The sequence below is a fragment of the Dysosmobacter segnis genome (assembly GCF_014297285.1).
In the GTDB taxonomy this organism is placed as follows: domain Bacteria; phylum Bacillota; class Clostridia; order Oscillospirales; family Oscillospiraceae; genus Oscillibacter; species Oscillibacter segnis.
Genome location: NZ_JACOQI010000016.1, coordinates 1 through 14184, shown reverse-complemented (window position 1 = coordinate 14184; position 14184 = coordinate 1). Strand labels below are relative to the sequence as shown.

At 46.3% G+C, this 14184-nt stretch carries 9 protein-coding genes; all 9 read right to left on the bottom strand.

The window, feature by feature from the left end:
- Positions 1-24 precede the first annotated feature (24 nt).
- The 9 genes from H8Z83_RS13860 to H8Z83_RS13820 all read right to left on the bottom strand — a co-directional run bounded on the left by H8Z83_RS13860 (position 25) and on the right by H8Z83_RS13820 (position 13744).
- The gene (locus H8Z83_RS13860) at positions 25-1596 is read right to left on the bottom strand and encodes a restriction endonuclease subunit S (RefSeq protein ID WP_187015578.1); all 1572 of its coding nucleotides are present in this window, start codon (positions 1594-1596) and stop codon (positions 25-27) included.
- Positions 1596-3026 carry a type I restriction-modification system subunit M gene (locus H8Z83_RS13855; protein ID WP_187015577.1) on the bottom strand — a complete coding sequence of 477 codons (1431 nt, stop codon included), beginning with the start codon at positions 3024-3026 and terminating at the stop codon, positions 1596-1598. Before H8Z83_RS13855 ends, H8Z83_RS13860 begins: the two co-directional genes overlap by 1 nt.
- The gene (hsdR, locus tag H8Z83_RS13850) at positions 3023-6283 is read right to left on the bottom strand and encodes a type I restriction-modification system endonuclease (RefSeq protein WP_187015576.1); all 3261 of its coding nucleotides are present in this window, start codon (positions 6281-6283) and stop codon (positions 3023-3025) included. Before hsdR ends, H8Z83_RS13855 begins: the two co-directional genes overlap by 4 nt.
- A 65-nt stretch (positions 6284-6348) precedes the next feature.
- Entirely contained in the window at positions 6349-7275 is a 927-nt protein-coding gene (locus H8Z83_RS13845; RefSeq protein ID WP_187015575.1) for a restriction endonuclease, read from the bottom strand.
- A 12-nt stretch (positions 7276-7287) separates the two neighbouring features.
- Positions 7288-8745, bottom strand: a complete 1458-nt coding sequence (locus H8Z83_RS13840; protein ID WP_187015574.1) for an RNA/DNA-binding domain-containing protein — start codon at positions 8743-8745, stop codon at positions 7288-7290.
- The gene (locus H8Z83_RS13835; protein WP_187015573.1) at positions 8738-8953 is read right to left on the bottom strand and encodes a helix-turn-helix domain-containing protein; all 216 of its coding nucleotides are present in this window, start codon (positions 8951-8953) and stop codon (positions 8738-8740) included. Before H8Z83_RS13835 ends, H8Z83_RS13840 begins: the two co-directional genes overlap by 8 nt.
- Before the next feature lie 69 nt (positions 8954-9022).
- On the bottom strand, positions 9023-12070 hold the full coding sequence (locus tag H8Z83_RS13830; RefSeq protein WP_187015572.1) for a DEAD/DEAH box helicase: 3048 nt from the start codon (positions 12068-12070) through the stop codon (positions 9023-9025).
- The gene (locus H8Z83_RS13825) at positions 12067-12876 is read right to left on the bottom strand and encodes a Hachiman antiphage defense system protein HamA (RefSeq protein ID WP_187015571.1); all 810 of its coding nucleotides are present in this window, start codon (positions 12874-12876) and stop codon (positions 12067-12069) included. The genes H8Z83_RS13830 and H8Z83_RS13825 overlap by 4 nt, the downstream gene beginning before the upstream one ends.
- A 16-nt stretch (positions 12877-12892) precedes the next feature.
- Entirely contained in the window at positions 12893-13744 is an 852-nt protein-coding gene (locus H8Z83_RS13820; protein WP_187015570.1) for a TIGR02391 family protein, read from the bottom strand.
- Positions 13745-14184 lie beyond the last annotated feature (440 nt).

Below are 14184 nucleotides of genomic sequence, written 5' to 3'. Positions count from 1 at the left end.
CCTTCTTTCGAAGGCGGCTGTTGATTAGGATAGGTTTTCTGTGATAAAAGCAAGTTGGGAAAAAGTCTGCTCAATTGCTATAACGATTCGTTTCTGCTCCTCAAGCGGAGGAACAAGAATTATAGCTTTCTTCCCGTCTGCTGTTCCGAGGCGCGGCATCTTCACGCCATATGAACACTTGTTGGCATATCTCAAAAATGTTGGGGACATCAAAAAGTAGCGTGCATACTGCGGAAGTATATTCCACTCAAACTCTAATGGCAAAATCTCAGAGGTGCAATATCCATCTTCATCAGCTAAGACTACCTTGTTCAGATAAGGACGAAGTTTGCTGTACAACACCTGACCTTTATGGAAACGATGCTTTGTGCTTCCTGCATTGCGTTCGCCTTGGCGTACTTTTTGTAGAACAATACCGGAATTTTTTTCGATATCTTCAAGATCCAATATCCACGCAGAATCAGCGATATCAGCGGTATCAATATTAGTACAGTTACCGTAGTCGCACAGCTCTCCAAGGCAGCATACACTCCAACCGCCGGGGAGTTCTTCGAAATCCCAGTCCTCCAGCGACTCCACCAATTCTCCAGTTTTGAGATAATAAGAGTTATCCTCACCACGGAAGATGACGGATTCCTTCTTGTCTCGCTTGATTTTGCCCTGCTTGATGAGTTCTTCTTTCTCTGCTCGGATTCGTTCTAACAGGACAGAAGCAGGCTCGTCAGTAGGGTCCTGTGGTACAAGCTGGCCTCGGATAGCAAGGTCGAGGATTTTCGCCTTTGCGCTCTCAATTATGTTTAGCAAATCTTCTTTATCTGAGGATACACTATCGACAATACTTAGCGCATCTTGCGTCTGCGCGTAAATCTGCATCTGCTCCTTATAGGGCGCTACGGGAATGAGAAGTTCTCTTAGTGTCGCAAGTCCAACCGTCTTTTGTGCCGTGCCAGTAGCCTTAGCATCACAGATAGACTTTACATATGATGACCCGAGTATGACATAGAGATAACGATTCGAAATGGTGCACGGACGAACTATTGCAATATGTCGCTGGAAACAGAATTTATCATCTGAATCTATCAAGACCGGAATCCCATAGGAGCCAGTAACCGTAAAAAGCAAATCACCATTTCGCGGCTTGCGAGTTTCGGGTAGTTGGCTGAAATATTCTTTGCTGACAAAACGCGTGTTTTCAAAAGATAACCGGCCCCCAGAAACATTTGAAATCACAAGAAAAGGAACGCCGAAAGATGTTTGCGGAGGAGGTTGGTGATCGCCGTCGCCAATCGCTTCTGCAACTGCACCAAGTCTTGACCACGCCCAGCCATCAGGCAGCTCAAATGGTATCTCATCCTCAATGCATTTCACGCTTCCGTCAGCGAACTTCTCATAATGCAAATTATCCTCACCGACAAAGATAACGGAATCGTTCTTAATATCCTTGGGCTTGAGCTTGCCCTCCTTGACCATCTGTTGCTTCTGCTGGCGAATACGTCCCAACAACACGGATGCAGGTTCGTCGTTCGGGTCTTGTGGCACTAACTTGCCTCGGATAGCGAGGTCAAGGATTTTTTGCCGTAATGCTTTCGTATCCATTATTCATCTACCTCGCCAATCAATTCTTCCAGAGCAGCCACGGCCTTGGCGATGTTGGTGGACTTTTCCTTGATCTGTTCCAGCAGTTCAGAGAGAGTATAGTCCTCGGTTCCGTTGTCAGACTTCATCCAGGTGATATCCAGACTGGTCTTGTCACGGGCCAAGATCTCCTCGTAGGTGAACTTACGCCATCTGCCGTTGGGATTGTCCGCGCTGTAGGTTTCAGTACGAGCAGACAGGTCACCATCCTTATAGCATTCAACGAACTCGTCAAAATGGCTTTCTTTCAGAGGGTTAGTTTTGCCGAAGGAGGGCATATCGGAGCGCAGATCATAGAACCAAATCTCACGGGTATTGCCTTTGTCCTCGCGGCCACGGGTAAAAAACAGCACATTGGTTTTGACGCCCTGAGCATAGAAAATGCCGGTGGGCAGGCGAAGAATGGTATGCAGGTTGCACTTCTCCATCAGGTCGCGGCGGATGCGCTCACCATCGCCGTCAGCAAACAGAACGTTGTCTGGCAGAACAACTGCCGCACGAGCGCCGCCGTGCTTATTCAAGCTACGGTAGATGTGCTGCAGGAAGTTCAACTGTTTGTTGCTGGTGGGGAAAGTAAAGTCGTCACGGGTAGCACGTTCTCCTCCTTTCTTGGTGCCGAAGGGCGGATTTGTCAAAACGACATCATAGCCTTTCATTTCCTTACCAAAGTTGGACAGTGTATCACCAAGATAGATGGGGCCGTTAATATCATGCAGCATAGCGTTCATTAGAGCCAGACGGTGAGTATCATGTACCAATTCGCAGCCAGAAAATGCCTGAGTACGTTGGAACTCCTGCTGATCCACAGGCAGTTCAAACAGGTCATCGGTGTGGTCCTTGACATAGCGGTCAGCAGCGATCATAAAGCCAAAAGTACCACAGGCTGGGTCGTTGCACCTCTCACCGGGCTGGGGGGCAATAAGTCGGGTCATGACATTGATGAGAACGCGGGGCGTAAAATACTGCCCGGCACCGGACTTTTTCTCATTTGCGTTCTTTTCCAAGAGGCCTTCATACAGATTGCCCAGCCCCTCCTCCTTGGCGGTGTACCAGTCAAACTGGTCGATGGTCTGGATGATCTTCTCCAGATTCTTTGGCTCGTCGATGTTGCTCTGGGCACCCTGATAGATTTCCCGGACGCGGCCAGTACAGCTCTCGCCCAAATGCTCCAGCAGTTCTTTGTAAAATTTCTTCAGTTCAACGCCCTGTTTGGCAAGGAGCTTGTCCCAACGATACTGTTCCGGGATAGCCCCTTCAGTGCCGGTTTCCTTGCACATCTTAAGAAACAGGATATAGGTCAGTTCCGTTACATACTGATGATATGTAATACCGTCATCCCGTAATACATTGCAGAGATTCCATAGTTTTGCTACGATTTCCTGATTGTTCACGCTACGCTTCCTCCATCGTCATAGAGATACTCATTGAGCTCCGTCATGATCTCACGAAGCTTCCCACCAAAACGGCGGTCAATAATCGTAAAGCCACCCGCATTCTTAAATGCGCCAACTTCAAAAATTTGTTCATCAAGAACGCTCTCTTCCAACAGAACCTTCTCGATCCGTTTGAGCCATTCTAACTGTGTCTTGTTGAATTCATGGTTCATTCTCAACTTTGCAAATGCGTGCTTTACTCTCTGCTCATGCCCTACAAGCGCAGAACCGAGAGCCTGTTGGCGGATAAAGGCAATAATATCGGCCACAATGTCCTGATTGGTCATCTCATTCCATGCGGAGTTCAACCGCTTCTCCGTGAAGTCATGGCGGTCAAGCTCCAGCTTTAGGCTCTTGAGGGCTTCCCTGGTGAGTTCGGAAGGTCTGGTACATACCGTGCGCAGAGCTGCGATGGCATTTATATTGTTGTTGATGAACTCCCTGAATGCTTCCAGATAGTCCTCTGGCTTCTGGCCTTCGCCGTAACCGCGGGTGTGGTCAATCAGCTCGTCCTCATGATTATCAATGACAACCGGGCGCTTGCGGTGGGTCCTGTCCTTGTCCAGCACGGAGAACGCCTCACGATGTCCCAGCAGTTCAGCGGTGGCCTCCTTGATTGTGCTGCTGTTAAGGTGTTCTGCAAAGACGCCCAAATCCTTGCCACCGGTAAGGTAGGCAAACTGCTCCAGTGCCTTTTTACTTACATTGCGGCGCTTGCGCTGCAGCTTGGCAACGATCAGGTCGATCTGATAGGCAAGCTGCTCATCGGTGGCTGCTACCTCCAGCCCCTTCATCAAATCTTCAAAGCTGGTGGAAGGATTGGTGACAACCGGCTTCATGTTGCTGACATCCTGCAAGGATTCGTACACACCCACGGGGTCATAAATCTCGAAATGCGTCTTACCGATGGAGGGGCACAGTCTGGTGGCACGGCCTAACATCTGCTCAAAAAGGATGCGGGATTTGATGCGACGCATAAATACCAAGGTGGTGATCTCCGGCACATCAATACCAGTGGTCAGAAGGTCAACCGTAACCACGATTTTAGGCAAAGACTCGTTCTTGAAACGCTTGATTGCTTCGGAGATTTTCTTCTTGTTGCCGCCTGCCACGCTTCCGGTGATCTTCATGACGGTATCGTTGTCAACGCCGCCCTCTGCGTAGATTTCCTTCAAAATCTTTACGATGAGGTCAGCATGGTTGTCATCAACAGCATAAATAAGGGTCTTGCCCTGACCATCCGGATTGAAGTCCCAGGCGATTTCTTCGAGGACGGTCCGGTTGAAGTTCTCCGTAATAACTTGGCGATTGAAGGTGTCAATTTCAAACTTCATATCATCTTCCAGCTCAGCGCTATTGAGAACTTCGCCGGTAACCGGGTCGTAAATAGCAAGCTGTTCGCCCTTCTGATAGTTGATACCCTCAACACGCAGTTTTGTGCGGATATTGTGTGGCGCATCATGATCTACCAGATAACCGTCAATCACGGCTTCACGGTAGGAATAGTTGAAGACAGGCTTGCCAAAGATTTCGGTTGTGTGGAGTGCCGGGGTCGCGGTCAAGGCAATCTTCACTGCATCGAAATATTCGATGACGGTGCGGTATTTGCTGATATAGTCATCCTGGTTACGGTAGAGCATTTCCGTCTCGCTCATTTCTTTGTCCAGAATGTAGCCTCTGTGCGCTTCGTCCACCACGATCAAATCATAGTCAGTAACGGAGGGCATAGTATCGTTTTCGGGATAGAGAATCCGTTTGACCAAGCTCTGTACTGTAGCGATATGTATCTTGGTTTCCTTATCGATTTCCTTTTCATCCAGACCCTTGATGTTATATATGGAATCTAAGGTCATCAATTCTTCGATTTTGACTTCCTTGAAAACATCCTCGGCCTGTTCGCCAAGCGCAGTGCGGTCCACGAGGAACAGGACACGCTTAAAACGGTCACTCTTGATAAAGCGGTAGATCATACCAAGGATAGTACGGGTCTTGCCGGTACCAGTTGCCATGGAAAGCAAAACAGTCTGTTTGCCGTCAATGACAGCCTGCTCCGCTGCTTCGATAGCGCTGATCTGATATTTGCGTAGGTTCAATCCATCCGGATCGCGCAGTAAATCAAAGGGAGTGTTCTGGAGCGCGGCATTGGCGGCGGCAATATCCTTTTCGAGTTGCTCCATCAGACCTTGGGGACTGATCCAGCCTTGCAGAGCCTTGGGGGCATTTGCTCCACTACGCAAATCCAGACACCAGATACCGGATTTGGTTTCGATTTGCTTCAGATATTTACGGCCATTGGTAGCAAAAACAAAGGGGACTTTATATGCACCCCACTGGCCGATAACGTAGTCCTTATGTTCAGCTTTAATACCCTTGGCATATTCCTTGCACTGGTGGTCAATTACAGACGGAATGTCAATAGCGGCTTTCTTTGCTTCCACGATGCCCACGAGCTTCAGTCCCACAAACAGAGCATAATCTGCATAACCGTTCTTGCCGACAGTAGAATCAGTGGGCCACTCAGCAATGGCAAGATTTCTCCCTTTCTGCGGACGGGTTCCCCTGGAGTAACGCAGATTATTGGTGTCGGCTTCCCAGTCGAATTTACGGAACTGCTCGTCAATCAGATAGCGGGTTTCAGCCTCGGAAAGATCCATGCTCTCGGATGCGGTTTCACCCTTTTCCGCACGTTCCTTGGATGTCTTGGACGATGCTGCGGTGGATACCGCATCGACCTGCTTGGAGAGTGCAACAATCTTTTCCTCCTGCTCTTTAATGATGGACTCATAGTCCGGCTGCACCACATTTTCAGGCATGACAAACGCAGGGGCAATATATCCCCAGTCGCCATATACTTCCATGAACCAAACCGCAAGGTTATAGGTCATAGAGAGCAGCGTTTTTGCATCCTCCACAGAGTCTGCACCCGCATGGACCGCATCGTTTCGCGTTTTGCGAAGTGCATACAGGATGTCGTCGATTTTCTTGGGAATCAGGCCTTCGCGCTTCAGCAGGCGAATCCGGTTGGCGTGGGTGTTGTCGATGGTCGGTTCCTTGATATGCTCAAAAGCAAAAATCTCAAGAATCAGCCGCTCACCAAACATACCCAACTTATACAGGCAGGCATTGGCATCGGAGTAGACATAGCTCTCCGCTGCCGCACCGATCTGTGCCAGCGCAGGCCAGTATCTGTTGAGAAATTCAAAGTTGGATTTCATGTGTGTCCTCCTAACTTTAGTAGTGCTTTTGATAAGTTGCTATTATCAGAAGTTGGCGGGCAAAATCAATCAAGATCCTCCGCAAAAAAGTCGCTGTCAATTCTTTTAATTTCGTATGTAGCTTCCGTGGACACCCCTAAATCATATTCAATCATCAATTTTGCCAGCGTGGTGCCATCAACAAGCACGACCTTTGTGGTGTGTTGCTTCTCTGCATATTGGCGTGCTTCTTTCGTGAACTGGGCCGTCGTAATGAACAATCCTTTGGAAGCACCTTGTCCAGCCAGCGCACCAACGAATTTCTGAATCTCTGGTCTGCCAACGGTTTTGTCACAATCCCAACGCTTCGCCTGAATATAAATCAAGCTGAAGCCAAGTTTGTCTTCACGGATGATACCATCAATGCCTTCATCACCGGTTTGCCCGATGACCGTGCCGGCATCATCCACCGAGCCACCATATCCCATTTGCGTCAACAGCTTGACGACCAGATGTTCAAAGAAAGCGGGAGGCTGCTTCATTATTTCACTCAAGAGATCATCTGCCAGGGTAGTGTTGATCTGCTGAAAGGCTTCATCCAAAATATCCTGTGGTGTTTTACTGGATACTTTTGCTGCGGGTGTCGAAGTGGTGCTTTCTTCATTATTGTTCGGAGAAATAAACTTTCGAAATGACTCAAAGCGCTGAAGATAAAGGTTATCGATTTGAGGAGGATTTTCATTGAGGACTTGTCTGCCTGCTGGCGTAATCACATAAATACCTCGTGACGGGCTTTGCACAAGGCCTGCCTTTTTTAGATATGTCCTTGTCCAGCCAATACGGTTATCAAAAAGCTGCTGCTTCCCGCTTGGCAGCATCTCAGCCCGTTCCTTTTCGGAAACCGAGAAAACCCCTGCAACCGCATCTTTTACCTCTTTTGATTTGTGCAGTTGGCCATCTGCCAAGCAATCAAGGAAGGCACGGTACATCTCATCATATTTGGGAATTGGCATCTGACACTCTCCTTACGCTTTCAGCTTATAAGTTCTGTTTCGATTTCCGCCTTCGGCTACAACAATTTCCTCCGCAGTCAGTTCAGAGAGGAGTTTCTTGGCTCGTGTACTTTTGACTCCAAGGAGCTCTGCAATATCGGCACTTCTGGCCGAAATATGATCAGTAAGGTATGCAACGATTTCTTCTTTCTGCCGCGCAGATTTTATCGTCGCTTTTTTATCGTCACTTTTTATCGCCGTTTTTTTATCGTCACTCTTGGAGAATAAGAGCGTTAATGTTGTCCGCTCCGGCTCGAGTTGCTCTGTAATATCCGGAGTTGTCCAATTTTGCTCGCGCCAGACGCGGAAGATATTCGGAATGCCGCTACCAGCACGCTCACCAATATCAATCAGGTTGAACATCTTCAGCATCGCTCCGTTCCGCGGATCAGAAACACCGCCGCTCTTTGCGGCATCAATTTCGATGCGGAAGCTACCCGGATTAGACATCGTAATGCTATTACGCTTTTTGACGATGACCAACCCCTGTCTGCCGTAGTAATCGGCATTCACCAAACAGTTGGCCAGCGCTTCACGCAGTGCCTGATGCACTGGGGTATCATCTATACGGGTACCACCGTCCATTTTGAAGGGCACCTTAATATCCTGAATCAGCTTGTTGTAGACCCGGAAATAGAAGTCATACACATTGCCGCTCCAGTCGCCGGAAGAAGATATGATACGGTCAGTCCAACGGGTATCAGCGTCATACTGTTCCTGATAGTCCAGAAAGTAAGCGTTAAATTCTCGCACAATATCGTATTCGTTGCCGAACATGAGAAGTCCTGCGGAGGTGGGATGCTTTTTCCCATCAGAGCCGATACCCACAGCACCCATCTTCAGGAGGAAATCTTCATCCTCCAAGGCTTCCCACACATGGCCGGGGCGGGAGAGGCGCATCCTCTGGCGATAGCTGCGGACGCTCTCCTGACTGAACACTGTCAAGTCCATCTCGTTCAGAACCAGCATATCCTGCGTCTTTACCGATGCATCGCGCACCATGGCCTGATATTCTTCCTTGGTGCAGCGGTAGTCACCCTCTCCGTTGCGGCGATAGGTACAGAGCGGGTTACCATCTACATAAACCGGCTTATAAGAGCGCTCTGCACGGGGAACATTGATGATCACAATGTGGTCGCCATCCACCTCCTGCACAAATACATCCTTGGAGGACAGGACATTCACGCTGGTCTTATTGGGGTTATTGACGATATCCCAGAACTCCTTAATGAGTCTGTCAGGGTCGGGCAGATCTACCGTGTGCAGGGATTTATCCGCCCATTCTTCCACTCCCAGCAGGATAATACCGCCGTGGGTATTGGCAAAGGCGGAATAGGTTTCCCAAATGCTCCTGGGTAGCCCGCCAAGGGCTTTCTTAGCCTCAATACGGTTGTTCTCCCGATATTGCTCGATTTTGGAAAAGTCAATCATGCTGCTCCTCCTTCACCAATTCGATGATGTCGCAGAAGTCGCAATCCAGCACAGTGCAGATCTTCGTCAGGATCTCTGTGCTGACATGCTGGTTCTTGCCCAGCTTGGCAAGGGCGGTCGTAGACATGCCGGTAGCCAGACGCAGATCCTTCTTTTTCATGTTTTTATCGATCAGGAGCTTCCACAATTTATTATAGCAAACAGTCATTTTTCACCTCTGATTCTTCATATGCTCGAACAATTGATGCGGCCAAAAGTTTCGGCGTAAGCCATGAAGTTAATCCTTACATATCCATTGAACACGCTCGGAAAAGTACGTCGGATAGGCCGATAGGATATCCAAGATGTCATCTTTATGCGACTTTATAACACCTACGATGCTGTTAGCCTCGATTGAATCATGGCCTATTTCGTCTGCCAGAAGATTTGCAAGGAATCGGTCATTAAAGATTTTCTCGCATACCGAAACTGCGGTTTCTGTTTTGACTCCGTATTTCAATCTTCTTTGTAGAAGGAGCAAATTGGGCAATGGATTAACTAAGTCCTCGTCATTGATTTCGATGATATCCATGACGTTCCCCACAAAGAAACTTAATTCGTAAGAAATGAACTTGCTGCAGATATCTTCAAGATCCGCTATCGGCAAGGATGTACGCTCATGCATTTCAACAAATGAACAGCCTTCAAGCCACATTTGGCAAATATCCGCAAAGCAGTCTATTTCTTTCTTGAGCGTATGGGTTTCCTGGAAAAAAGATATTAGCATCTTAACCAGTTGTTCATCTGTATAATTCTGCTGGGTAAGGTGGTTTTCGGCTATCCACTTTTCAATTTGTAACGAAAGCTTAATGCCGACCATAGTTCTGGCGTAGTTCTTAATCTGTGATTGCTCAAGTTCACTTATCTTCGATGTGATGACATCAAAGATTCTTTCTAACAAGGCTTTTTCATTATCATTTGCCATGAAGTATGCCAGAGTTCCTTTGCAAATATCAGCCGCTACCGCCTGCTTATCAGCATCCTCACCGATTGAAAATACAAAACACAGGTGGTTTTCGATGGCCTCCACAATGCTTTTTCGTGCCATCATTGATTCCACAATGCTGTTGGCACTTTTTTGTGGATGTGCCTTGTGAAGAGCTGCAGTAAGTTTGCTGACACACTGTCCGAAACAATCTGTTTCAGCATAGTGGTCAATAATGTATTGAGCAACTTTGACACCGATAACTCTGGTTTCATAGTCAATTCGGATGTCCTGAACAAGCGACAGGATTGAACTTCCACAAGGCTCCGCAGCGCTACTGTCAAACATCTTAATACAATCTTTCCATTTGTAATTGCCGCCATTTCTTCGGTTGTTCTTATTATCGAACAGCTGAGGGTCTGTAACGATAACACTTCCCTCGGTATACATTCCAGATCGCGCAGTTCGTCCCATCAAATTCTGAAAACTACGAATTTGCATACTGTTTCGTGCGACCATAAAACTGGTCATAAACAGATACTTTATTGGAATGTTTACTCCTTGTGCAAGAGTAGATGTACAGACAACCAGACGCACAGCTTTGTTTCTAAAGGCATACTCTACAGCAAGACGCAGTCCATTAGGCAAGTTAGAATAATGCGGGAGAACTCCTAAATGGCAGGCAATCGTATATGGATGCTGTTCCCCATAATAGTCGGACATCAACTGTGCCAGTCGACTCATTTCTTTGCCATCGCTGTTTCCTTTAATCTCAGCGAGGAGGCATCCCCGATCCCTTAATTCAATAATTCTGTTGATTGCAGTCAGCACGGTACTGGTTCGATTAGCAAAAATGGCAGCTCCACCATTTTTGCATAGCTTATTTGCGTAATATATCGCAATGTCTTTGGCATCTGTTAACTCTGGGAAATAGCGCTGCTTTTTCTCGCGGGGACGCTTTTGTAATGCAATAACCTCTATACTGCGGGGAACGTAAAAATCTTCCTGCGCTGAATCATCAGAATAATAGTGGATATCTTTTGTTTGCGAGGCAAACCCGATTGTTTTGGGTGTCGCTTTAATTTTGGAATCTGACGCTAAAACACCAGCTTCACCCAAGAGCCATTTTTGAATCTGCTCGGCATTAGAAAGTACCGCAGAAAGAAGAATGATTTGCTCTTTCCCTGATATGTGGCTCCGGATTTCAGAAATCAACAATTCGTAAATAGCCCCTCGACTTCCGTCATCAAACATGTGGCCTTCATCAAATATATACAAACCAATTTCATCCAGGAAATCAGCTTGATGATGAATAATATAACTGAGCTTCTCAGGGGTACAGATCAGTATTTTTGACTTGAAGGACAAGAACAACTCAAGGGAAAAGTCTTCCTCGAGAACATCAGAAAACTGGTTGACTAAAACCTCATCCCCGAATGCCGAAATCATATCATTTGCTATTTCGTTGCACAGAGCACGGAGCGGAGCAACTATTATTGCTGTGGTTGCTCTGCCTGAGGCAAAAGACGAGCGAATCACCAGCTCAATACTTTTAGTTTTTCCTACTCCAGTTGGCAACTGTACTATCGCGCTCTGACCCCTTAAAACTCCCTTTTCGCCAATAAGCTGTTGCGCAGGCCACAGCATTCTTGGCACCTTGGGGCTTTTAAGGTAATCTGACCATAGGGACTGATCTAACTCAGAATACCTGGGCAGAAGGATCCACGATGACTTGGACAAGGCCACCATAACAATGGCACACAATATATCGACATAGTATATTTCCATCGGAGCGTCATTTTCATAAATCGCTTTTCTATACTCCGATAATAGGCTCCGTATTTCCTCTACCCCTTCTCCTGTGTTGTAATAGACCAGCAATAAATGGCAGACTTTTTCTCCATTAGGAGTATCTACACTTATATGAAAGTCTCGATTCAGCAGAAGATACCCGAGTAAGTTACCCGTGATTTTTTGAGGCTCGTTGATTTCCAGATTTATCCGTACAAAAAAATCAGAACATAAAACTTTTGCACTTCCAAAATCATCAGAGAGAAAATAAGCCGCAGCTCCAGACAGTAAAAAATCAGCATCATATTCCTCACGATCATTGGCCCCTACAGCCGCATCAAAGTATTGTGAAGCAGCCACCAAATGCGGTGAAAATTCTTCCATGTCAGCTACGTTGTTTTCGATGACACTTTCGGCATATCGAGAAAGTATGTAAACAACAGGATAGGATAGTTCATTCGAATTTAATGGAAACTTAGGATAATCCTTTTGCGGAATGTCATACTCTACAAGTTTTGCTTTGGCTTTTTGGTATTTGAGCATATAATTTGAAGTATTTGAGAAAATCATTTAGTACACCTTTCGAATACTTGATGTGTCAGGGACATCAAATCTGCTCCGTGGACATAAAAAACGGACTGATCTGTTTTCAGTTCCAAATCTGCTCCCATAATACCGACAATGACTTTCTTTTCGACAGCTGGCAAGCTTGAAATGGCAGCCCCTACAAAGGATGTTCTATAAGGGTATTCGGTTTTTTGTTGAAACCTTGCTACATCCGCTGCTTCTGTTGACTTTCCCATAAAGCGGAGCTTTTTTCGGTAGTAATTCAAAGTATGAGAAACTCTATCCTCGTCTTTTTTTGAATCGGTAACTGCATCTTTAATTACTTTACCGGCCTCATTTGAAGAAAGAAGCGCTTTTACCTCTATTGCCACAAGCTCATCGTTTTTATGCGGGGCTTTTCCCTCAGCGAAGAACCTGTATGCAATTATATCTGTGCCATGCTCAGATTCATTTTTACCGGAACGGTTGTGCTGCTTACACCGTGGAACTTCATAGTTCAGGATGAATTCAAATAAATCCGCAAACAGAATTTCGCTAATATCATTTGACCGTGCCGTCGGTCCAAATGGTTCTCCTTTTTGCGGGATAATATATTGGCGCAAGTATTCCTCTACCGTCAACTTGTTCAACGCGGCATCTTCTTCCAATTCCCCATCTGGAACATACTGCTTTCTAATGTGAAGTGCCCAGTCATCGAGGATAGCGTCATCTCTGACATAGGATAGCCTGTAACAGTTCAATGGCTGCTGGTCTTCAAAAACCACTCCGTCCTCTCGAACAATCCAATTTACATATTGAGGTCTATCCATACTAAGCATCCTCTCGTTATTTTCCTGGCATACGATGGCACTCGTCTAAATACTTATGTGCAAACGATATTAACGTAAGTATATCAAGTACCTTCGTTTCATCAGTCTTCCAATTAACTTTGGGTGTGTGCGCTGCTGGATTTCTAACCAAGTGGAAGATTGCCTCAAGCAGTTCCTTCAAGCCTGTAAATTCGCTGCGCTCGCTATCGGTCTTCATTGCGTTAAAGAAGATATAGGGATCGTTCTTGGAAAACACAGTTTGAAAAAGTGTTCCACCATCTGTAGTCAAGCCGGAAATCTGCCGGACACGTTCAGCCAATCCTTTTGACGCTTCAAACACAGCATCATAATAGTCTGCTCTCAAATAGTCTTCAACACAGTACTTCTGTACCTCAGAATGTATGGCACGGTCATATAGAGCTTTTTTCAAGTGGTTGACTCGCTGGTCAACTTCAGAAAGTGTTTCAGCTTGCGAAACCGCTACCAATCGCCCACTTTGGTCAATCGATAACCCGGCAAAGAGAAGGACTTTGTTTGTTTCCTCGAATAAGTACCTGTATTTTTGCCTGCTATCAGCACTCGTGTATGCGGCAGGATTCAGCACTGCCTGCAAAAACGAAAAGACCTTACTAAACGATTGGCTCTTGTTTATCTCCGCTACCAGACAATTGTAAAGCCAGTCTCTTTTGTTTAAGCCTATGGTATATCCCAACTGATTACGGGAGGAGCCGTCATCAACAGAACAAATTCTGCATTGACCCAAAAGTGTTGTTAATTCGCTTTTAGTCAATCCTTCAGACGTATGAGCCACGATACCGCAGAGGGATTTCAATTGCTGCTGATCTAATTTCTGAATAATTTGACTCATATGGACACCTCATACACTGAGTTTACTCTAACACAAGATAATCTTAGCACAGGAAGATTAGTTTGTCTATTGAAAATCCATTATTTAGATTTGCAATGTCCTTTCCAGACGAGAGATTTTGAATTATAAACTGGCAAAGGGTAACCGCAGGAATGCTTTTTTGCTCCCCTGCGGTTATTTCATTGTTGGTACAAAATAAGCATAGCACCCGAAGCGCAAATGAAGCCTCGGAGGCTATGCTTATTTTTGTTATAATGGGAGGGCAATGGATGGACGGTTTCTTTGGTGAGCCAAGCGCTCGGGCTGTAAACAGTCCTCCGTCCTCTTGTTATAAAGATTCGATTGAGCAGGTTGCTCCGGCTATGCCGCGTGCGCGTCACGAACCAATTTGAATCGTAATAAGCCGGTGCGGAAGCATTGCAATATTTTATCAGGAAAGA